This is a genomic window from Candidatus Aeolococcus gillhamiae, from assembly GCF_016464765.1.
GTDB classification, from domain to species: domain Bacteria; phylum Chloroflexota; class Dormibacteria; order Aeolococcales; family Aeolococcaceae; genus Aeolococcus; species Aeolococcus gillhamiae.
Window position 1 is genome coordinate 1 of record NZ_JAEKNS010000047.1, and the last position, 20,905, is coordinate 20,905.

21 protein-coding genes are annotated in these 20,905 nt (G+C 69.4%); 12 read left to right on the forward strand and 9 right to left on the reverse strand.

Features of this window, described 5'->3' with window-relative positions:
• Window positions 1-23 precede the first annotated feature (23 nt).
• Entirely contained in the window at window positions 24-1,154 is a 1,131-nt protein-coding gene (locus tag JF886_RS03955) for a hypothetical protein (RefSeq protein ID WP_337309831.1), read from the reverse strand.
• Between the two features lie 258 nt (window positions 1,155-1,412).
• Between JF886_RS03955 and JF886_RS03960 the strand changes: the two genes are divergently transcribed.
• The 5 genes from JF886_RS03960 to purH are packed head-to-tail and all read left to right on the forward strand — an operon-like array spanning window position 1,413 to window position 6,489.
• Window positions 1,413-2,003: a hypothetical protein gene (locus tag JF886_RS03960; RefSeq protein WP_337309833.1), complete on the forward strand. Its 591-nt coding sequence runs from the start codon at window positions 1,413-1,415 to the stop codon at window positions 2,001-2,003.
• Window positions 1,987-3,231, forward strand: coding sequence for an HNH endonuclease signature motif containing protein (locus JF886_RS03965; protein ID WP_337309835.1), 1,245 nt, complete (start codon window positions 1,987-1,989; stop codon window positions 3,229-3,231). The genes JF886_RS03960 and JF886_RS03965 overlap by 17 nt, the downstream gene beginning before the upstream one ends.
• A gap of 58 nt (window positions 3,232-3,289) precedes the next feature.
• A complete protein-coding gene (gene purM, locus JF886_RS03970) occupies window positions 3,290-4,315 on the forward strand; it encodes a phosphoribosylformylglycinamidine cyclo-ligase (protein WP_337309836.1) in 1,026 nt (341 codons plus the stop codon).
• The gene (gene purN / locus JF886_RS03975) at window positions 4,312-4,962 is read left to right on the forward strand and encodes a phosphoribosylglycinamide formyltransferase (protein WP_337309838.1); all 651 of its coding nucleotides are present in this window, start codon (window positions 4,312-4,314) and stop codon (window positions 4,960-4,962) included. Before purM ends, purN begins: the two co-directional genes overlap by 4 nt.
• Window positions 4,963-6,489, forward strand: coding sequence for a bifunctional phosphoribosylaminoimidazolecarboxamide formyltransferase/IMP cyclohydrolase (gene purH / locus JF886_RS03980; protein WP_337309840.1), 1,527 nt, complete (start codon window positions 4,963-4,965; stop codon window positions 6,487-6,489).
• Window positions 6,490-6,700: 211 nt separating this feature from the next.
• Here the strand turns inward: purH and JF886_RS03985 are convergent, their stop codons facing one another.
• Both JF886_RS03985 and JF886_RS03990 read right to left on the reverse strand, forming a co-directional pair.
• Window positions 6,701-7,765, reverse strand: coding sequence for an amidohydrolase family protein (locus tag JF886_RS03985; RefSeq protein WP_337309842.1), 1,065 nt, complete (start codon window positions 7,763-7,765; stop codon window positions 6,701-6,703).
• Between the two features lie 39 nt (window positions 7,766-7,804).
• The gene (locus JF886_RS03990) at window positions 7,805-8,602 is read right to left on the reverse strand and encodes an isocitrate lyase/PEP mutase family protein (RefSeq protein WP_337309844.1); all 798 of its coding nucleotides are present in this window, start codon (window positions 8,600-8,602) and stop codon (window positions 7,805-7,807) included.
• A gap of 191 nt (window positions 8,603-8,793) precedes the next feature.
• Between JF886_RS03990 and JF886_RS03995 the strand changes: the two genes are divergently transcribed.
• The 4 genes from JF886_RS03995 (at window position 8,794) to JF886_RS04010 (ending at window position 10,433) form a co-directional block, all read left to right on the forward strand.
• Entirely contained in the window at window positions 8,794-9,198 is a 405-nt protein-coding gene (locus tag JF886_RS03995) for a hypothetical protein (protein WP_337309846.1), read from the forward strand.
• Window positions 9,199-9,272: 74 nt separating this feature from the next.
• A complete protein-coding gene (locus JF886_RS04000) occupies window positions 9,273-9,557 on the forward strand; it encodes a hypothetical protein (protein WP_337309848.1) in 285 nt (94 codons plus the stop codon).
• Window positions 9,550-9,846: an SH3-like domain-containing protein gene (locus JF886_RS04005; protein WP_337309850.1), complete on the forward strand. Its 297-nt coding sequence runs from the start codon at window positions 9,550-9,552 to the stop codon at window positions 9,844-9,846. The genes JF886_RS04000 and JF886_RS04005 overlap by 8 nt, the downstream gene beginning before the upstream one ends.
• A complete protein-coding gene (locus JF886_RS04010; RefSeq protein WP_337309852.1) occupies window positions 9,843-10,433 on the forward strand; it encodes a nitrile hydratase subunit alpha in 591 nt (196 codons plus the stop codon). Before JF886_RS04005 ends, JF886_RS04010 begins: the two co-directional genes overlap by 4 nt.
• A 34-nt stretch (window positions 10,434-10,467) precedes the next feature.
• On the opposite strand, the gene JF886_RS04015 is transcribed toward JF886_RS04010, so the two are convergent.
• Window positions 10,468-10,836, reverse strand: a complete 369-nt coding sequence (locus tag JF886_RS04015) for a TraR/DksA C4-type zinc finger protein (RefSeq protein WP_337309854.1) — start codon at window positions 10,834-10,836, stop codon at window positions 10,468-10,470.
• A gap of 136 nt (window positions 10,837-10,972) precedes the next feature.
• Between JF886_RS04015 and JF886_RS04020 the strand changes: the two genes are divergently transcribed.
• From JF886_RS04020 to JF886_RS04030, 3 genes are read left to right on the forward strand one after another with little or no spacing between them, the layout of a single operon-like run.
• On the forward strand, window positions 10,973-11,578 hold the full coding sequence (locus tag JF886_RS04020) for a TetR/AcrR family transcriptional regulator (protein ID WP_337309855.1): 606 nt from the start codon (window positions 10,973-10,975) through the stop codon (window positions 11,576-11,578).
• Window positions 11,575-12,330, forward strand: coding sequence for a maleylpyruvate isomerase family mycothiol-dependent enzyme (locus tag JF886_RS04025; RefSeq protein ID WP_337309857.1), 756 nt, complete (start codon window positions 11,575-11,577; stop codon window positions 12,328-12,330). The genes JF886_RS04020 and JF886_RS04025 overlap by 4 nt, the downstream gene beginning before the upstream one ends.
• Before the next feature lie 28 nt (window positions 12,331-12,358).
• On the forward strand, window positions 12,359-13,171 hold the full coding sequence (locus tag JF886_RS04030) for an MBL fold metallo-hydrolase (protein WP_337309859.1): 813 nt from the start codon (window positions 12,359-12,361) through the stop codon (window positions 13,169-13,171).
• Between the two features lie 19 nt (window positions 13,172-13,190).
• Here JF886_RS04030 and glgB read toward each other — a convergent pair whose 3' ends face one another.
• From glgB to JF886_RS04055, 5 genes are all read right to left on the reverse strand, one after another.
• Window positions 13,191-15,386: a 1,4-alpha-glucan branching protein GlgB gene (gene glgB, locus JF886_RS04035; protein WP_337309862.1), complete on the reverse strand. Its 2,196-nt coding sequence runs from the start codon at window positions 15,384-15,386 to the stop codon at window positions 13,191-13,193.
• Window positions 15,383-16,855 carry a maltokinase N-terminal cap-like domain-containing protein gene (locus JF886_RS04040; protein WP_337309864.1) on the reverse strand — a complete coding sequence of 491 codons (1,473 nt, stop codon included), beginning with the start codon at window positions 16,853-16,855 and terminating at the stop codon, window positions 15,383-15,385. The genes glgB and JF886_RS04040 overlap by 4 nt, the downstream gene beginning before the upstream one ends.
• Window positions 16,852-18,546, reverse strand: a complete 1,695-nt coding sequence (gene treS / locus JF886_RS04045) for a maltose alpha-D-glucosyltransferase (RefSeq protein WP_337309866.1) — start codon at window positions 18,544-18,546, stop codon at window positions 16,852-16,854. Before treS ends, JF886_RS04040 begins: the two co-directional genes overlap by 4 nt.
• 44 nt (window positions 18,547-18,590) lie before the next feature.
• Window positions 18,591-20,579 (reverse strand): alpha-1,4-glucan--maltose-1-phosphate maltosyltransferase, encoded by a 1,989-nt coding sequence (locus JF886_RS04050; RefSeq protein WP_337309868.1) that lies wholly within the window; start codon window positions 20,577-20,579, stop codon window positions 18,591-18,593.
• A 96-nt stretch (window positions 20,580-20,675) separates the two neighbouring features.
• Window positions 20,676-20,831, reverse strand: coding sequence for a hypothetical protein (locus JF886_RS04055; protein WP_337309871.1), 156 nt, complete (start codon window positions 20,829-20,831; stop codon window positions 20,676-20,678).
• Window positions 20,832-20,905 lie beyond the last annotated feature (74 nt).

Genomic DNA, 20,905 nt, shown 5'->3' on the forward strand with positions numbered 1-20,905 from the left:
GGCCCCTCTTCTGGTGCGACCGCCTACTTCCTGGTCACCGAGAGTGCGAACTTAGCGCTGTGTATCACCGAGGTCGTGCTCCCGCTTTGCGGCCGCGCGGTCACCGTGATCGTGTAGGTGCCGCTGATTCCACTTCGTAGCGAGAGCGTCGCGCGAGCGGTGGAGGCGGAGGTGATCGTGAGCGATGACGGCGACAGCGTGGTGCTCACCTGCGATGGTCCGGTCACCGTCAGTGTCACGGCGCCATTCCAGCCGTTGGTCGACGTCAGCGTCACCGGCACGTTCACCGTCGATCCGCGCGCGACCCGTGCCGAACTCGGGACGGTGATCGAGTAATCGGCAGGCGGCGGTGGTGGCGGCCCGGTCGAGCAGGCGTAATCGACGTCGAAGCCCCCCGCGATGTACTGCACCAGCCAGGTGGCTGTCCCGAGGAAGGAGCTGGTGCAATAGCCCGGAGCATCCGATGGCCCCGACGCGCCGGCGACCCACGAGGGAACGCCCGACAGGCCATTCGGTGAGGCGAATTCCGCGTTCCATGCGGCCGCGTACGTCGAGTAATTGCTTGTCGAGTATCCGCCGGTGATGACGCCCCATTGGTATCCCGTTGAGTACACGCCGACGCCGGCAACGTGCTGAGAGATCAGGTAGTCGATGCTGCCCTGTACGTCAGCAGCGTTCGACGACGTGTCGCCGTTCCACGTGTTGCCCGTCTCGACGTCGAGCCACCACACACCCTGCGCATTGGCTCCCAGCGCGGCCTTTGACGTCGCCAGCGCGTCTGCCGCCGTGTGCCAACCGTAGTCGTACGCGCAGCCCGGGTCGGTCGTAACCGTGGCGTCCTTGCACAGCGCAGGATCCTTGGCACCCGACGCCGGCCAGTAGTAGCTGCTGTGCGGTGCCGGATTGGCGGTGTTCATGTAGAGATCGGGCGTGCGCGGATAGCCGGCGGCCCACTGGTACTCCGACCCGAGACAGGGATTCTTCGACCAGGCGCGTCCGTTGGTGACCCCCACGATGCCGAACGACCCGTCAGTCGGGTACGCCGCGCCGCACTGCGGCCACGAGATGTCGTGCCCGGACGAGGCCGCCGGCGGTGGCGCCGAGGTCGTGCTGGCAGCGGCCATCGGACTCTGCGAGAGGACGGCAGCAACCACCCCTATCGCTCCGGAAAGCATCAGCACAAGACGTCGTGGCATATGGGGAAATTCCTTTAGAAACCTGTTAGCGCCGCCGCCTGCGCGCGCCACAGTAGGCGTGGTCACCACGCCTGTCAATTGTGGGGGGGCGCCACGCGCGAGTCTGAGGACGTTCTAAGAAGGATCGGAGGCTCATCTGAGACGGCGGTTGCAAGCTGATGCCAGTCGAACCGAAACAGATGCGGTACCGACGTCAATCAGTCAGGGAGAACCGCCATGACCACAGGATGGCTGATCGTCAACATCGTCCTCATCGGAGTCGTCGCCGCGATCGTGACGATTCCCGCACTGCTCATTCCCAACATCCTCCACCGCCAGACACTGCTGGAGAACCGCGAGGCGAAGCCGGAGAGGCGCGAGACGCAGCCGCAGCGCGCACAGCGGTCGCCGGCACAGCGGCAGGACGCGTCCACTCGTCAGACGGCGTCCACCCACGGCCGGTCCACCGGACAGCCCCGCCAGGTCGCCCGACCGCCTCGCAACCCCTCGGAGGCCGCGCCCGGAGTCACCCCCACTGACATCCGGCTGGCGCGGCCTCGCTGCGCGCCTTACGGCGCAGCGCGCGGCGCGCGCGCCCGCCACGCACGCCCGCAGCGCGCGTGCGCACCACGCACGCCCGTAGCGCGCGTGCGCATGCACAGCTTCCATGCACAACACACACGTGCATGTCAGGCGACCACGCAGCAGCTGCCTAAACACGGACAACGCGCGGACAATACGCCTTACCACCAAAGGGCTTCGACGCGCATACCGCTTGAAGTCGGCGCGCCGTTCGGCTACGATGAGCAGCATGTTGGCGACCGTTGAGAGCGGCATTGAGCACCTGACCCAGGCGGTCAACGGCCTCGCCGTGGAGTCGATCGACAACCTCACCGGCCACGCCCTCGGCGATGACCTGGTCGCCATCCGGCGGCAGATCGATCGCCTCGAGGCGGAGTTCGTCCGCCGCGTCCATCGCTTTGACCGCGACAACGGTGCGCTGGCCGAGGGCGCAGCCAGCACCGTGTCGTGGCTGCGCGGTACGTGCGGCCTCACCAGCAGCGCGGCGACCGATCGCGTCCGCATGGGGCGCATGCTCAACGAGCTCCCTATGACCATGGAGAGCTTTCGCGAAGGCCGCGCCCCCTTCACCAATGTCTCGCTCATCGCACGGCTCGCTGACGACATTGGCGTCGAGCCGACACGCACTGTCGAGCGAACGCTGGTTGACGCCGCCGAGAAGGTCGACGCCGGGCGGATGTGGTACCTCACCTCGTACACGCGTCAGCGTCTTGACGCCGACGGCGCGCTCGATCGCGACAATCGCGACCACGAGCGCCGCTGGTTCGCGTGCGACCAGACATTCGGCGGCGTGTTCATTCTCCGCGGCGAGTTGGACGCCGAGGGCGGCGCCATCGTCAAGACTGCGCTGGACGCCCTGACTCCGCCAACAGGTCCGGATGATCTGCGCAAGACCTCCCAGCGCCGTGCCGACGCCCTCGTCGAGCTCGCTGCGCGCCAGTTGAAGAGCGGCAACCTCCCCGAGACCCACGGCCAGCGTCCACATCTGACCCTCACCACCACTCTCGAGACGCTGCGGCGCGATGACGGAGCGCAGCCTGCGGAGCTGGCGAAGGTGGGCCCCATCCACGCCGAGGCGGCGCGCCGCATCGCCTGCGACGCGGTCCGGACCATCGCGACGGCCGCCGCGAGCACCGATGCCGCCCCCGCGGATGCCGCCACCACCGCCAACGGCGCCGTGCTCTCAGTCGGCCGCGCCAGCCGCACCATTCCGGCTCCGATCCGCACAGCGCTTGTCCGGCGCGACAAGGGCTGCCGCTTTCCCGGATGCGATCGCCCTCCAGAATGGACGGACGGTCACCACATCAAGCACTGGGCGGACGGTGGCGAGACGTCGCTGAGGAACCTGGTACTTCTCTGCCGCCGCCATCACCGCATGGTTCACGAGCGCGGTTGGGTGCTTCGCCTCGAGCCCGATGGAAGCGTGGCGGTCGAGGAACCGCGTGGCCGGCCGGCCCTGGTCAGGCGCCTGTAGCTGAGTTCCGCCGAGCCGGTCACGGCCAAACCCCGCCGCCCGATAAACTCGGCCGTGAATGGGTGACCTGCGCTACGCCGACGCCGGGGTCGACATCGACGCGGGCAATCGCGCGATTGACCTCATCCGCAAGGCGGTGGGCAGCACCCACACCCCCTCGGTCCTCGGCGGGATCGGCGCCTTCAGCGGCCTCTTCGAGCTCGACGTCAGCCGCTGGAAGCGCCCTGTCCTCGTCTCGAGCACCGACTCGGTGGGCACCAAGGTGAAGGTCGCCATCGCCACCAACCGCCACCGCGGCATCGGCATCGACCTGGTCAACCACTGCGTCAACGACATCCTCTGTTGCGGCGCCCAGCCGCTCTTCTTTTTGGACTACTACGCGACCGGCAAGCTGGTGCCGGAGCAGCTCGCCGAGCTCGTCGACGGCGTCGCCGCGGCGTGTCGCGATACCGGCTGCGCCCTGGTGGGAGGGGAGACCGCGGAGATGCCCGGGGTCTACGCCCTCGCCGACTACGATATCGCCGGCTTCATCGTCGGCGCCGTCGAGCGCGACGGTATCGTCGACGGCTCCCGCGTCGAGGCGGGCGACGTGCTCCTGGCCATGCCGAGCAGTGGCCTGCACACCAACGGGTATTCGCTGGTGCGGCACATCGTGCTCACGCGCGAGCTCGACTGGAACGCCGCGCTCCCCGGCACCGACGCTCCGCTCGCCGACCTCCTCCTCGAGCCGCATCGCAGCTACCTGCACGCCATCAACGATCTGCGTCAGTCCGTCGACGTGCGCGCCATGGCGCATATCACCGGCGGCGGCCTCATCGAGAACGTCCCCCGGGTGCTCCCCGCCGGCCTCAGCGCGGTCATCGACCGCTCCACCTGGCAGGTGCCCGCGCTCTTCTCCGCGATCGAGCGTGCCGGTGGCGTCATGCAGGAGGAGATGTGGCGCACCTTCAACATGGGCGTCGGCATGGTCATCGCTGTGCCTCGCCAGCAGGCGGGCGCAGTGACCAGCGCCGCGGGCATCCCGGTGTGGCGCATCGGCGAGGTGGTCGAGTCGACCGGTGGGGAGCGCGTTCGCCTGCAATGAGCGCCTCCACCCGCGTCGCAGTCTTGGCGTCGGGAACCGGAAGTAACCTCACCGCACTGCTCGACGTCGCGCAGACGCCGGCATTTCCCGCGCAGATCGTGCTGGTAGTCAGCAACCGCAGCCAATGCGGGGCGCTCGACATCGCCCGCGCGCGCGGCGTGCAGGCGGTATCCCTACCCGTCAAGGAGTACGGCGGCGACGCCACCGCCCGCGACCGCGCCATCCTCGACACGCTGCGCACCGCGCGCATCGAGCTCATCGTCTGCGCCGGCTACGACCGCGTGCTCAGCGACGACGTCCTCGCCGCCTACCCCGACGCCATCCTCAACATCCATCCGTCGCTGCTGCCGGCGTTCGGCGGTGGCATGGACGCTGTCGAGCAGGCCCTCGCCGCGGGCGTCAAGGTCACCGGGTGCACCGTCCACCTGCTGAAAGCCGGCGCGGTCGACGCCGGACCGATCGTGCTCCAAGCCGCTGTCCCGGTCGAGGCGGACGACGACGCTGACACTCTTCGCGCGCGCATCCACGAACAGGAGTGGCGCGTGCTCCCCGAGGCTGTCGCGCTCTGGGCCACCGGACGGCTCCAGGTCAACGGCTCCAAGGTACGCATCCTCGCCCAGCCGCGCCAGCGCGAGGGCGTCCGCTAGATGCGCGCGCTGCTCGGTGTCGCCGACCGCACCGGGCTCGTCGAGTTCGCGCACGGGCTGCGTGAGTGCGACGTCGACATCGTCGCCACCGATGGCACCCGCCGCGCGCTGCACGAGGCCGGCATCGAGGCGACAGCCGTGAGCGATGTCACCGGCTTCCCCGAAATGCTCGATGGCCGCGTCAAGACGCTCCACCCCGCCATCCACGCGGGTATCCTCGCCCGCCGCGACCTCCCCGAGCACATGGCCAAGCTCGCCGAGCACGGTTTCACCGCGATCGACATCGTGGTCATCACCCTCTACCCGTTCGTGGAGACAGTCGCGCGCGGCGCCGACCGTGCCACCACCATCGAGAACATCGACATCGGCGGCCCCACCATGATCCGTGCCGCCTCCAAGAACAGCGCATCGGTGGCCGTGGTGATCGAGCCGTCGCAGTACGACGAGTTGCTCGCCGAGCTGCGCGAGCATCGCGAGATCTCCCAGCCGACGCGCGATCGCCTCGCCGCGCGCGCCTTCGCACACACGGCCGCCTACGACACCGCCGTCGCCGCGTACCTCGCCGCTGAGCTCGACGACCGCGAATCGACCGCGCCCGAATACACCATCGGTGGCCGCCTTATCGCCGAGCTGCGCTACGGCGAGAACCCCCACCAGCGCGGCGCGCTCTACGCAACCCCCGGCGCGCCGGGCGGCCTCGCGCACGCGCGCCAGCTCCAGGGGTCCGCGCTGAGCTTCACCAACTGGCTCGACGTCGACGCCGCCCGCCGCCTCGTCTGCGATTTCAGCGAGCCCGCCGCGGCGATCATCAAGCACACCAACCCCTGCGGCTTTGCGGTGGGCAGTGACGCCGCCGACGCCTACCGTCGCGCGTTCGAGTGCGACCCGCGCTCAGCCTTCGGCGGCATCGTCGCGCTCAACCGCCCGCTCGACGAGGCGACCGCCGAGGAGCTCGCCAAGACCTTCCTCGAGGCCGTCATCGTGCCCGCGATCACACCCCAAGCAGAGGCACGGCTCGCCAGAAAGGAGCGCCTGCGCGTCCTCGTCGTCGAGCGTCCCTCGTGCGCCGCGCAGCTCGACGTTCGCAGCGTCGACGGCGGCCTGCTGGTGCAGACAGTCGACCATGTCAGCACCGACCGCGCCGCCATGTCCGTCCCGACCCAGCGCCAACCCGATGAGGCGCAGTGGCGCGACCTGCTCGTCGCCTGGACGGTGTGCCGGCACGTCAAGTCGAACGCCATCGTGATCGTCAGCGATGGCATGGCGGTCGGAGTCGGCGCCGGCCAGATGTCGCGAGTCGAGGCCGCCGAGCTGGCCGTGCACCGCGCTGGCGACCGGGCGTCGGGCGCGGTGGCCGCGTCGGACGCCTTCTTCCCGATGCCCGACGGCGTCGAGACCCTCGGCAAGGCGGGCATCGCTGCCGTCATCCAGCCGGGCGGTTCGAAGAAGGACCCTGAGGTCACCGCCGCCGCCGACGCCCTCAGCATGGCCATGGTGCACGCCGGGGCGCGCCACTTCCGCCACTAGAGCGGCGGTCCGGCACGGGCCGGCAGGGCCACGATCGTGCGCACGCACGAGAGCGCGCCCACGCACGCACGAGAGCGCGCCCGCGGCCCACGAATGCGCAACCCGCACGCCAGAACGCCCACCTTTGAACAACTGTTATCGACGGCGTTCGGCGCCTACTTCCGCTTTCGCCGACCCCCACGACGCCGCTAGAGCGCGCGCCAGCCCGCCCTCAGCGCACCAGGACCCCGCCGATGACCACCGCGGCGGGCTGCCGCACCACCTCCGGATCATCACGCGGATCGGCCTCGTACGTCACCACCGACGCCGGCGCCACCTCCGCGTCGGCGCCTAGAAACCGCATCGCCGATGCGGTCGCCGCCCGCAACGCATCGCCCGGCGCCACCCCACATTCCACCAGCAAGGCGATCTCGCGCGGAATCGTCCCCACCACGTCGCTCCCGGTCAGCACCGGCACACCACGCGCAATCGCATACGGCAACAGATGCGTGAAGCGCTCACGTCGGTCGGCGACAACGCGCAACCGCTCCGGCGGAGCATCGGGGGCCGCCGACAGCACCGCGCACAGCGTCGGCGTCCACGCCGTTCCACGCGCCGCCATCTCGTCGACGGTGGCCTCGTCGAGCGCTGTGCCGTGCTCGATCGAGTCGATGCCGAGCGACACCAGCGCACTCGCCAGCGGCGTGGTGACGTGTGCGGCGACACGTCCGCCCGCGCCGTGAACAGCGTCGATGAGGCGTCGCACAACATCCAGGTCGTACGTCTGCTCTGGCGCAGCGCCCGGCCCCAGCGCGCGCGCCGCCGCGGAGGGGAAATCAGCCACCAGCTTCGCCCAGGTCGCTCCCGCAGCGAGGTCCCCGAGCGCCACCTCGACGACGTCGTCCGCCTCGACAGGAAGGTGCACGCCCTCGAAGTACATCCCTGGCGGAGCCAAATGACGCCCCGCTGCGACAACGAAGGGCCGCCCCGCGGTGCGCGGAAGCGAGAGCACAACGTCCGGCGCCCCGCCGGCATCGCGGACGATCGCGACGCCATCGCGCGCGTAGCGTTCGCGATGAGCCTCTGCGCCGCTGCGGTCGACGAATACCAGCGCGCCGTCACCGTCGGAGAAGCTCACATGACTGTGGGCGTCGACCAGTCCAGGCAGCGCGAAGCGTCCGGGCAGCGCCACCGCATCGGGCACACGTTGTTCCGTCCAACCGGACGACGTCAGCCAGCGACTCCCCGGCTCGGTGCCGTCCGGCAGCATGACAGCGTCCACCAGCCAGTCAGTCACTCCGAACGGTCCACCGTCACCATTCTCAGCCGGATCCGCTCACGCGCCGCCGAAGGCCGCCTTCTCCTGCCGCAATCCCTCGCCTGCCAGGTCCATGAACCCGTACGTCCCCTCGTCGAGCAGCTCGCGCGCCGCTCGCGTCAGCGCCCCGAACGCCACATGGCTGAAGGCACCGCCCACCGAGATGCGCGCCACACCGGCCTCAGCCAGCTCGGCCACCGACGGCGAGCCGGGCAGCGTCAGCACATTGACCGGCCGGTCGACCGACTCGACCACCCGCCGCACGTCCTCGATGCCGTGCACCCCGGGCGCGTACAGCACATGGGCGCCGGCCTCCTGGTACGCCTGGAGCCGGGCGATGGTGTCGTCGAGATCAGGATTGCCCCTGATGAGGTTCTCCGCGCGAGCGGTGAGGACCAGCCCCGGCTGAACCTCGGCCGCCTCCACGGCGGCGATCACCCGCTCGACGGCCAGCCCGCGCTCGAGGATGTGGCCACCCGCAGTCCGCGAGTAGTCCTCGATCGAACAGCCGGCCAGACCCGCCGCGACCGCCGCCCTCACCGTCGCGTACACGCCGTCCGGGTCCTCCGCGAAGCCGTTCTCGAGGTCCGCGGAGACCGGCACGTCGACGGCTGCCACGATCGCCGCGGCGTGGGCGAGCACGTCATCCCGGCCGATCGAACCATCCTGCTTGCCCAGGGTCGCGGCGAAGCCGCTGCTGGTCGTGGCCAGCGCCCGGAAGCCGATCGACGCCAGCACCCGGGCGGAGCCGACGTCCCAGGGGTTGGGCATCAGCAGTGGCCGGCCGGCGACGTGCATCCCCAGGAAGTCGCTCATCCGCGCCACAGGCCGATCTTCAGGAACGCCGCCGCTCATAGGTCTCGTGATCATCGCGAAAGCGCCGTCGTCGGAGTCGTCACCTTCACGACAGGTGACAGATGGAATGCTCCGCCTGCACGCGATGCTTATCCGGCAATAACCAACCCGTCCCCGCGACGGTTCAACCAGCCAGACAGGAACAACCAGGAATGTCCGCCCAATTCGCCGCCACCCCCATCAACCCCGACCTCATCGCCCGCGCCGGGCGGGAGATCTGGGATCGCCGGATCGCGTCGCTGCGACGTCGCGTGGACGGTTCGCGGATCCGTCGGCGCATCAAGGCCATCGACTCGCTCATCAACCAGCTCGAGGAGCGCCACCTCACAGGCGAGCGCTCCTTCGACCGGCCGCTCCGCCTGCGCCTCTCCCGCCTCGAGGACGAGGTCGGCGTGCCGCTCCCTCGCAAGGCGATCCGCGCGCGCAACACCGTACGCCTCCACGCCGCCCTGCTCGACTGGCAGGAGCAGCTTCTCGACTCGATGGTCCCCGAGCGCCAGCACTTCCCCGACGCTCACGACAACGACTGGGCCACCCCACACCCCGTCGGCTGGTAACAGTCCCGCCCCGACCACCGGTTGGCCTCTCTGAGCAGTTGCGTCTCGCCTCAGCGAGAGAGTAGGAATACACCGTGAGCCGCATCAACGACGTGGGCGGGATGATCGGCTTCGCCGACATCGTCGAGGACCCCGACGAGCCAGCCTTCCACGCCGATTGGGAGGCGCACGTCTTCGCGATGAACCGGGCATTGATCGGCAGGGGCGTGTACAACCTGGACGAGTTCCGGGACGCGATCGAACGCATGCCGCCGGAGGCCTACCTGGCAGCCTCCTATTACGAGCGCTGGTTCACTGCGATCACCACCCTGCTTGCCGAGAAGGGCCTGGCCACAACCGAGGAGCTCGCGGGTGCCTGACCGCTTCGCTCCGGGTGAGCTTGTGCGGACGCGCACCCTCGACCCGCCGGGGCACACCCGCCTCCCGAGATACGCCCGTGGCGCGGTGGGCGAGATCATCGAATGCGCCGGCCATCACCCTCTTGCCGACGAGCGGGCCCGCGGCCTGCAGGGCCGGCCGCAACCTGTGTACCACGTGCGTTTCGAGGCTGTGGTCCTGTTCGGCGCCGGCGATCATGCGGTCACGGTCGAGCTCTGGGAGGACTATCTGGAGCCGACGACGACCCACCAGCGAGATACCGGGGCGTGAGCGGCGATCACAGCAGCACGGCCATCTCCGAGCGTGTCCGGCGTGTCGAGGCCCTGCTCGAAGAGCGCGGCATGGTCACCCGCGCTGACATCGACGGCCGCATCGACGAGTTCCTGAGGGGTGCCACCCCCGCCAACGGCGCCCGGATCATTGCGCGAGCGTGGGTCGACCCGGCGTTCAAGGAGCGGCTGCTGAACGATGCCAATGCGGCGATCCAGGAGCTGGGCTTCACCATGTCCGGCGGCATCCAGGAGCAGCGCCTGAAGGTTGTCGCCAACTCTGAGGCCGAGCACAACGTCGTCGTCTGTACGCTCTGCTCCTGCTACCCGATCGCGCTCCTCGGTCCCTCACCAGGTTGGTACAAGAGCGAGGCGTACCGCTCCCGGGTGGTCCGCGAACCGCGCGCCCTGCTCCGCGAATTCGGATTGGAGCTGCCCGCGGACACCCGAATCAGCGTGTGGGACGCCAGCGCCGAATCACGCTACATGGTGGTCCCGCAGCGCCCACCGGCAGCACAGCGAATGTCCGAAGCAAAGCTCGCCACCCTGGTGACCCGCAAGGGTTTGATCGGCACCGCGGCACTCTGACCGCAAGCCGACTCCCGGCCGCGCTTCGCTCCCCTTAGCCGCGATTCGCCTTCGCTGCCTTGGCCTGGTCCTCGACGCAATACCGCGCCGCCGGCATGGCCTCGAGCCGCCCCTCAGCGATCGGCTTCTTGCAGATCTCGCAAATGCCGTAGGTCCCGGCCTCAACCCGCTCGAGCCCGGCCTGCACCTCGGTCAGCTCGCTCTCCACGCTCTGCAGGACGCCCAGGTCGAGCTCACGCTCCAGCGTCTCCGTCGCCTGCTCGGCCGGATGCTGGTCCGCGCTCGAGAGCTCGCGTTCAGCCGTCTCCTGCGCCGGCGTGCTCAACCTCGTCGCCGCATCGCGCACCTGCGTGAGCCGATCGCGTTCAGCGATCAGCCGCTCGCGCGCCTGTTCGGTGTCCATGGTTTCTCCTGGGAACGGTCCTGGGCCGCGGCGGCGCCACATTGTCATCGCTGGTGCCCCGCCGCGCAACCGGAGACAGCCTGGGGCGACCGCTGACCTTGACACTTCCACCTGACAATGTTCATACTGCCTGACAATGTCAGTTACACTCACCCGAGACCGGCGCGCCGAGAGGTACGCGGCAACGCGTCGAGAGATCCTCGACGCCGCCTGGGAGCTCGTCCGGGCGGAGGGTCTCGCCGCCCTTGCAATGCGCAATCTCGGCGCGCGCGTGGGCATGCGCGCCCAGTCCCTGTACGTGTACTTCCCATCGAAGTACGCGATCTACGACGCCATGTTCGGCGAGTCCAACGTCGAGTTGCTGCGGCACATCACCGCGCTGCCGCCGACGGCCGACCCGGTCGAAGGGATGCGCCTGCGCTCGAAGACCTTTCTCGATTTCTGCGTCGAGGACCCGGTCCGATACCAGCTGCTCTTCCAGCGGACCATCCCCGGGTTCGAGCCGAGTCCCGAGACCTACGAGCCGGCTCTGCGCCTCCTCGAGGAGTCCCGCGCCGCGTTGCGGGCGTGCGGCATCACCAGCGCTCGTGCGTTCGACGCGTGGATCGCGCTGACCGCCGGCCTCGCCGCTCAGCAGAATTCCAACGAACCTGGCGGCGATCGCTGGGTCCGTCTCGCCGCTGAGCTCAGCGATATGTACTTCGAGCACTACCGGCCCGCAACCAGCAGGAGAGAGACATGATCAGCAGCGCCGTCGCCGTCGAAACCATCGCGCCACTGGGACACGACGAAGCCATGATGGTCGCGACCGCGGAGTACGACCGGCTGCTCGCCGTCGTCGACGAGCTCCACGACGAGGACTGGTCGCGCTCGACCGACTGCGTCGGCTGGGACGTCAAGGCCATGCTCGGCCACATCCTGGGAATGCTCGAGCTGCAGGCCGACCCGCAGGAGCGCACTCGCCAGATCGGCGCCGCCGCGGAGGTGGCGGCACAGACCGGCGCGCTCCGTCTCGATGCCATGACCGCCTTGCAGGTGAGCGAGCACGCCGGTCTCACCACCGACCAACTGCGCGAAGCACTGCATGTGGCGGCACCGCGTGGTCTGGCCGCGCGCCGCGCCACCACTGAGGCGATGCGCGCGACGCCCTACGACCCGCAGCTCCCTGGTGAACCCGGCTGGACCGTCGGCTACCTCTTCGACGTCGTTCACACCCGCGACCCGTGGATCCACCGCGTCGACATCTGCCGGGCGATCGGCCGCGAGCCTGAGCTCACGGCGGACCACGACGGGCGCATCGTCGCCGACGTGGTCGCGGACTGGGCGCGGCGGCACGGTCAGCGGTTCACCCTCACGCTGTCCGGCCCCGCTGGGGGCGCGTACGCCGCCGGCACTGGCGGCGAGGACCTCACCCTTGACGGCGTAGAGTTCTGCCGGATTCTCTCCGGCCGCGAAGAGTCCTCGGGACTGCTCGCCACCCGCATCGTCTTCTGACCAGCAATCACCAGCTAGGAGAGCAACAATGCGCACATTTCGAGTCGGCGATGACGTCACCGTGCTCAGCGATGCCATGGAGGTGCCTGGCATCGGCTTCCTCCCCGTGAACGCATTCGTGCTCCACGCCCGCGAGCCCGTGGTTGTCGACACCGGGCTCGGCCTCCCCGACCGCGACTTCGTGGCCACCGTCAGCTCGGTGATCGACCCGGCCACGGTGCGGTGGATCTGGCTGACCCACCCCGATCGCGACCACACCGGAGGCATCTTCGCGCTGCTCGAGGCCGCGCCCCAGGCACGCCTGGTGACCACCTTCATCGCCGCCGGCATCATGTCGACCGAGAAGCCGCTGCCGATGGACCGGTTGTACCTGCTCAACCCGGGACAGCGCCTCGACGTCGGTGACCGCACGCTGCACGCATTCCGCCCCGCGCTGTTCGACAACCCGGCGACCGTCGGCTTCTTCGACGACAGGTCGCGGACGTGCTTCAGCTCGGATTGCTTCGGTGCTCCGATGCCGAGCGAGGAGATCGCCAGCGGCCCCGACGTTGGCGAGGTGCCGGCCGAGCAGTTGCGCGGTGCGCAGCATGTGTGGGCCACCATCGACAGCCCGTGGGTCCACGGCGTCGACAGGGGTCGCTACATGAACTCGGTCAACTCGATGCCGATCAATGACGCGCACGCGATCCTCAGCACGCACCTGCCCCCGGCAATCGGGCTCAGCGAGCAGTTCACCCAGATGCTCGCCGAGGCGCCGGACGCCGATCCCTTTGTCGGTCCGGACCAGAAGGCGCTCGAGCACATGCTGGCCAGCTTCGAACCGGTCACCGCGGCCACCTGAGCGGCAGCGCCGAAAGCGCCTACTCCTCCGGCGACAGCCAGACCACCCCGAGTGGCGGCACGGTCATGAGCGCCGACTGCTCGAAGCCATGCCAGTTCGACGGCTCCGTCTCCACGCGCCCCATGTTGCCAACCCCGCTGCCGCCGTAGTCGGCGGCGTCGGTGTTGATCACCTCACGCCAGGCGCCGGCCTTCGGCAAGCCCACGCGGAAGCCCTCGTACACCACCGGCGAGAAGTTGGCGATGCAGGCGGCGCCGGGATGACCCGACGCGTCCATGCGCACGAAGCTGACCACGCTCTGGTCGACGTTGCCTGCGTCGATCCAGCGGAACCCCTCGCTGTTGCCGTCCACCTGCCACAGCGCCGGGATCTCTTGGTACACATGGCAGAGGTCGGCGACGAGTCGCTGCATGCCGGCGTGCTCGTGCTCCTCGAGGAGGTGCCAGTCGAGAGAGCGGTCGTGGTTCCACTCCGTCCACTGCGCGAACTCGCCGCCCATGAAGAGCAGCTTCTTGCCCGGATGCGCCCACATCCAGCCGAAGAGCACGCGCAGGTTGGCGAAGCGCTGCCAGCGATCCCCCGGCATCTTGCCGATCAGCGACGCCTTGAGGTGCACCACCTCGTCGTGCGAGAGCGGGAGGATGAAGTTCTCCGCCCAGGCGTACCAGACGCCGAAGGTCAGCTGCTGCTGGTGGTAGCGGCGGAAGACGGGGTCCTTGCTGATGTAGTCGAGCGAGTCGTGCATCCAGCCCATGTTCCATTTGAAGGTGAAGCCGAGCCCGCCGCTGGCCGTCGGCCGTGACACCGCCGGCCACGCCGTCGACTCCTCGGCGATGGTCATCACCCCGGCGTAGCGGGCGTGCACCTGCTCGTTGAACTCCTTGATGAAGGCGATGGCTTCGAGGTTCTCGCGGCCGCCGTACTGGTTGGGCTCCCACTCGCCGGGCTTGCGGGAGTAGTCGAGATACAGCATCGAGGCGACCGCGTCGACGCGCAGCCCGTCCATGTGGAACTCCTCGATCCAGAACAGCGCGTTGGCGACGAGGAAGTTGCGCACCTCGTTGCGCCCGAAGTTGAAGACCAGCGTGCCCCAGTCCGGCTGGGCGCCGCGGCGCGGGTCGGCGTGCTCGTACAGCGCGGTGCCGTCGAAGCGCGCCAGCGCCCACTCGTCACGCGGGAAGTGCGCGGGCACCCAGTCGACGATCACCCCGATGCCGCGCTGGTGGAGGTGGTCGACGAACCAGCGCAGGTCGTCTGGTGTTCCATACCGCGAGGTCGGCGCGTAGTAGCTGCTCACCTGGTACCCCCAGGAGCCCCCGAAGGGATGCTCGGCGATCGGCAGCAGTTCCACATGCGTGAAGCCCATGCGCTCGCAGTGCTCGGCGAGCTGTCCGGCCAGCTCGCGATAGCTCAGCACCGCGCCGTCGGCGCCGCGCCGCCACGAGCCGAGATGCACCTCGTAGATCGAGAGCGGCCGCGCCGTGGGGTCGACGACCGCACGACGGGCGATCCACTCGGCGTCGTTCCACGTGTGCGCCGACTCCGTCACCACGCTGGCAGTCGCCGGCGGCGGCTCGGCGGCGCGAGCCAGGGGGTCGGCCTTGAGCACGGTGCGCCCGTCGGCGCCGAGGACGCGGAACTTGTAGCGCAAGCCTGCGCCGACGTTGGGGATGAAGATCTCCCACACTCCGCTGGCGCCGAGCGAGCGCATCGGCAGCGTGCGCGTGTCCCAGCCGTTGGTGTCGCTGACCAGTGACACGCCGCGCGCCAGTGGCGCCCACACCGCGAACGCGGTGCCGCGCACGTCCTGATGGTCGATGACGCGCGCGCCGAGCCGCTCCCAGAGCCGGTAGTGGGTGCCCTCGCCGATGAGGTGGAGATCGATGTCGCCGAGGGTGGGCAGGAAGCGGTAGGGGTCGTCGAGCTCCCACTCGGTATCCGAGGTGCGATAGCGCAGGCGGTAGCCGGGGATCTCAGGCACCGGCACCTCAGCTTCGAAGATGCCGCTGTGGTCGACGCGCTTCATCCGCACCACGCCGTCGGGATGCGCGACCGACACCTCGAGCGCGTCCGGATGGAACGCGCGCACCACGGTGACCTCGCCGTGGGGATGCGGCCCGAGGAGCCGGTGGGGATCGCGGTGCACGCCGTCGGTGAGCAACCGGGCCTCGGCGGCGATGTCAACAGGCGTGCTGGCTCCTTGCGTGGTGGTCATGCCGTCGCCTCGAGGAGGAAGCCGAGCGGCACCGACACCCACTGGGGGCGGTGGGCCAGCTCGTAGCCCACCTCGTAGACGGCTTTCTGGATCTCGAACGCGCGTCGCAGCGTCAGCGCCGCGCCGGCATCGGGAAGCAGCCGGCTGCCCGCGGTGCGTTCCACGTACGTCGCCCAGAATGCCTCGCGGTTGGCGGCGGCCCAGGTGCGCCCATGCGCCCAGAGGTGCCCCCAGGCCGGGTCGGCCGGGGTGCTGCGCTCGATGAGCGCGACAGACGCCGCGTAGTCGAAGGAGCGCAGCATGCCGGCGACGTCGCGCAGGGGCGAGTGGCGGCGGCGGCGGTGTTCGACGGGACGGCGCGGCTCGCCCTCGAAGTCGAGCACCGTCCAGCCCGAGTCGGTGCGCAGCACCTGGCCGAGGTGGTAGTCACCATGGATGCGGATGGCCAGCCCAGGGTCATGCACTGTTCGGATTGCGTTGATGCGCGCCTCGATGGCGGCCTCGTGTTCGCCGATGCCCTGCACCGCCGCGGCGTTGCCGGCGATGAGAGCCTCCAGGTCGCCGATCATCTCGTCCGCCCACTCCGCCAGCAGAGCGGGTGTGATCGGCTGAGCGCTGAGCTCGGCGCCCCTGGCGTCGGCGAGCGCGAGGTGCATCTGCGCGGTGATGTCACCGAGCCGGGCCGCGTCAGGGGTGAAGCTGCCGCCGGCGTCCTCCACGGCCTGGTTGCGCTGGAACGCGTCGCCGGCATTGAGGTCCTCGGCGTCGGCGTAGAGGTCGCGCAGCGAGGTCAGCGCCAGCGTCCATCCTTCGGTGCCGTTGCGAAGGTACTGCTGCGCCAGGGCGAGCAGCGCACCATGTGGCTGGTCATTGCGCTCGTAGTGCAGCCAAGCCTCGGGTGGGGCGAGGTGGTTGAAGCCGGCCGCCTCGAGCGCGCGGGTCATCTCCAGCTCGACCGACGGCTCGAAGGCCAGCTTGCGCATCACCTTGAGCAGATGCTCGCCACCGACGATGAGCGACGTGTTCGACTGCTCGCGCGCCAGCGGCGCGATGTCCCTCGTCGACGGATCGAGCCCGCCGTCACCGCCGACCCCAAGGCGTCCGTCGCGCAGCTGCACCGCCTGTCCGCCCGCGAGGATGCGCCACAGCGGTGCGGCGGTTCGCGCGTCGGCGAGCGCGTCGAAGATCAGCGTTCGCTCGTCCTCGTGGATGATCGCCGCCGGGTCACTGGGACGCAGGCCGCCCGGCGAACCCACAGCCACCGGCACGTTGTATGTCGTGTGCGTGTCATCCTCGTGGTCCACGCGGGCGACGCACAGTGCCACCTCCGGCTCATCCGCGATTGTGGACAGCTCCTCGCAGTGCACGCCACGGATGGCGCGCCCACCGCCGTACCAGCGCTGCCGCGGCAGCCAGGTCGCCAAGCCCTCCTCGAGGACTCCGCGGACGACGTCGACAGTGCCGTTCATTCCTGCGGCTCCTCGACGGTGAACCAGTAGAAGCTGTGCGGCGCCAGGGTGAGCAGGTAGGGCAGCTCGCCGATGCGCGGGAAGTGCACGTGGCCGAGCATCTCCACCGGGGTGCGCCCCTCGAAGCGGCGCAGGTCGAGCTCGACCGGCTGGGCGAAGCGCGAGAGGTTGTTGACGCAGAGCACGATGTGGTCACCGAGGGTGCGCAGGAAGGCGAAGACCGAGGGGTTGGCGGCGTCGAGCGCATCGAAGGTGCCCTCGCCGAACACCGCGTGGCGCTTGCGCACCGCCACGAAGCGGCGCATCCAGTGCAGCAGGGAGGACTCGTTGCGCATCTGCGCCTCGACGTTGACCGCAGAGAACCCGTACACCGGGTCCATCAGGGGCGGCAGGTACAACCGGGCGAAGTCGCTGCGCCCGAAGCCGCCGTTGCGGTCGCCGTTCCACTGCATCGGGGTGCGCACCCCGTCGCGGTCGCCGAGGTAGATGTTGTCGCCCATGCCGATCTCGTCGCCGTAGTAGAGGATCGGCGAGCCCGGCAGCGAGAGCAGCAGCCCGCAGAACAGCTCCATCTGTCGGCGTCCGTTGTTCAGCAGCGGGGCGAGACGGCGCCGGATGCCGAGGTTGAGCTTCATGCGCGGGTCGGACGCGTACTCGCCCCACATGTAGTCGCGCTCGTCGTCGGTGACCATCTCGAGGGTGAGCTCGTCGTGGTTGCGCAGAAAGATGCCCCACTGCGCGGTCAAGGGGATGTGCGGGGTCCGTTCGAGGATCTCGGTGATCGGGTAGCGCTGCTCGCGGCGCAGGGACATGAACATGCGCGGCATCAGCGGGAAGTGGAAACACATGTGGCACTCCGGCCGCTCCTCGGTGCCGAAGTAGTCGATGACGTCCTCGGGCCACTGGTTGGCCTCGGCGAGCAGCACCTTGTCCGGGTACTCGCTGTCCACAGTGGCGCGCAGGTCGGCGAGGAATGCGTGGGTCTCGGGCAGGTTCTCGCAGCTGGTGCCCTCGCGCGCAAACAGGTATGGGACGGCGTCGAGCCGGAAGCCGTCCATGCCCAGGTCGAGCCAGAACTCGACCACCTTGAGGATCTCGGCGCGGACGGCGGGGTTGTCGTAGTTGAGGTCGGGCTGATGGCTGAAGAAGCGGTGCCAGTAGTACGCACCGGCCTGCTCGTCCCACGTCCAGTTGGAGGTCTCGGTGTCGACGAAGATGATCCGCGCGTCTTTGAACTTGTGGTTGCTCTCGCTCCACATGTACCAGTCGCGGTACGGGTTGTCGGGCGAGGAGCGCGCCTGCTGAAACCACGGGTGCGCGTCGCTGGTGTGGTTGATGACCAGGTCCATGATCACGCGCATGCCGCGCTCGTGTGCGCGGAACACGAGCTCGCGCACGTCCTCGACGCTGCCGTAATCGGGGTGCACGTCGTAGTAGTCGCTGATGTCGTAGCCGCCGTCGCGCAGCGGGCTCTGATTGAACGGCAGCAGCCAGATGCAGTCGACGCCCATCCACTCCAGGTAGTCGAGGTGGTCGATGAGCCCGCGGAAGTCGCCGACGCCGTCGCCGTTGCTGTCGGCGAACGCGCGCACCAGCAGCTCGTAGTAGACGGCGCGCTTGAACCAGAGCGGGTCCGACGCCGGTACGGGGTGCGCGTGCGGCGCCGGCGACGGGATCGGATCCGGCGGCACATCGTCCTCCTGGGGCGGCGACTGGCGGCGACGTCCGGTGGCGGTCACTGCTGCGGGCGCAGGTGGAGCACGTGCGCCGCCTGGTATGCCGGGTCGAGGCGCACGTAGTTGGCCGGGCCCCACCAGCTGTAGGTCGCCCCGGTCAGCTCGTCGTGGGCGGCGAAGGGCGCGTCGGCAGGGATGCCCAGGGCCTCGAGGTCCAGCCATATGGTGGCCTCGCGGGCGGAGTGCGGGTCGAGGTTGACGATGACCAGGAGCACGTCGCTGCCATCGTCGCTCATCCGCGAGACGCAGAGCATGTGGTCTGAATCGATGTGGTGCACGCGCAGGGTGCGCAGCAAGGCGATGGCCTCACGGTGGCGTCGCCGGATGCCATTGAGCTGCTCGATCAGCGGGGCCAGCGAGCGCGGGTCGTTCCAGTCGCGGGTGCGAACCTGGAACTTCTCGGAGTTGAGGTACTCCTCGCTGCCCTCGCGCACCGCCAGGTTCTCGCACAGCTCGTAGCCGCTGTACATCCCCCACGACGGCGCCGTGAGCGCGGCCAGCACCAGGCGCAGCCGGAACGCTGCCGGTCCTTCGTGCTGCAGGAACGCGTGGAGGATGTCGGGGGTGTTGACCCAGAAGCTGGGCCGGTAGTAGTCGACCATCTCGGTCGAGGAGAGCTCGGTGAGGTACGCCTCGAGCTCCCGCTTGGTGTTGCGCCAGGTGAAGTACGTGTACGACTGGGTGAAGCCCACCTTGGCGAGGCGCCGCATCATCGCCGGGCGGGTGAACGCCTCGGCGAGGAAGAGGACGTCGGGGTGGTTCGCGTGCACCTCGGCGATCAGCCATTCCCAGAACGCGATCGGCTTGGTGTGCGGGTTGTCGACGCGGAACACGCGCACGCCGTGCGAGATCCAGAACAGCATGACGTCGCGCAGCGCGTCCCAGAGCGCCTCGCGGTCCGCGGTGTCGAAGTTGATCGGGAAGATGTCCTGGTAGCGCTTCGGCGGATTCTCCGCGTAGCGGATCGAGCCGTCGGGGCGGTGGCGGAACCACTGCGGGTGCTCGGTGACCCAGGGATGGTCGGGGCTGCACTGCAGCGCGTAGTCGAGCGCAACCTCGATGCCGGCGCTGCCAGCCGCGGCGACGAACGCGTCGAAGTCCTTGATGGTGCCGAGGTCGGGATGGATGGCCGTGTGGCCCCCCTCCGCCGAGCCGATCGCCCACGGGCTCCCGGGGTCCTCCGGGCCGGGGGTGAGGCTGTTGTTGGCACCCTTGCGGTGGGTGACGCCGATGGGATGGATCGGCGGCAGGTAGACGATGTCGAAGCCCATCTGGCCCACACCGGGCAGCCGTGCCCTGGCGGTCTTCAGGGTGCCGGGGTGGTGCGGCGTGGCTCCCTCGGAGCGCGGGAAAAACTCGTACCACGCTGCGAACGCGCCGAGCTCGCGGTCGATCCAGAGCGGGAACGGACCGGCCAGCGTCGCCGCGCTGCGGTTCACCGTGCGGCGCATCAGCGCCACCGCGGTCTCCGCCTCGGCAGTGGCCACAAGCCGGGCAGCTTCACGCCGTCGCAGCAACGCGTGCCCCAGCGCGCTGAGCGCGCGCTTGTCGGTGGCGCTGACGTCCGCGCGGGTGGCGCGGTGCTCGGCCATCAGGGCGCCCTCCTGGAGCTCGACGGCCACGTCCTGGCCGTCGTCGAAGCGCAGGCGCAGATCGCGCAGCCAGCTGCCGTAGTCGTCCGGCACGGCCGCGACCTCGAAGCTCCAGGGACCCACATCCGCGGGCACGACGCTGCCGGCGTAGTGGTCGTTGCCGAGCGGCTCCATCGGCAACTCGCGCCAGCCGCTGGGCAGCTGCGACGACGCCGTCCCCGCCGTTGTGCGCGGGGGACCATGGCGCACCCAGCCGAGCAGGCGGTCGTGCCCGTCGGCGATGAGGATGGCGCTCACCCGCAGGGGCAGGCCGACCGCTCCCTTGGCGGCGAGCGCGCCACCGTCGACAGCCGGGCGCACGTCCTCAATCACCACCCGTCCGCCAGCTCGGGGCACGCGCGTCCTCCCTGTCATTCCTGCACGGCGACCAGCCTAACGGCCGCGTCTGCCCGTACGGCGACGCCGGGACAGCGCGTCAGGCGCGGGCTGAGCTCAGGAGCCGGCGGGGAAGACGATGATCGACGCCGGCTTCGGCCCGCTCGCCGCGGACTGCTTGGGAGGCGAGGAGATCGGTCGGGCGTTGCCGGTGCGGCGCGACGGCACGGCTGGCGCCGAGCCCGGACGGCTCTCGCGGTTGCGATCTGGCATTGGCCCCCCCGACTCCTGCTCTCAGACGCTGATTCGCGGAGGCGAACGTAGCACCGCGGTACCGGGTTCGTGTG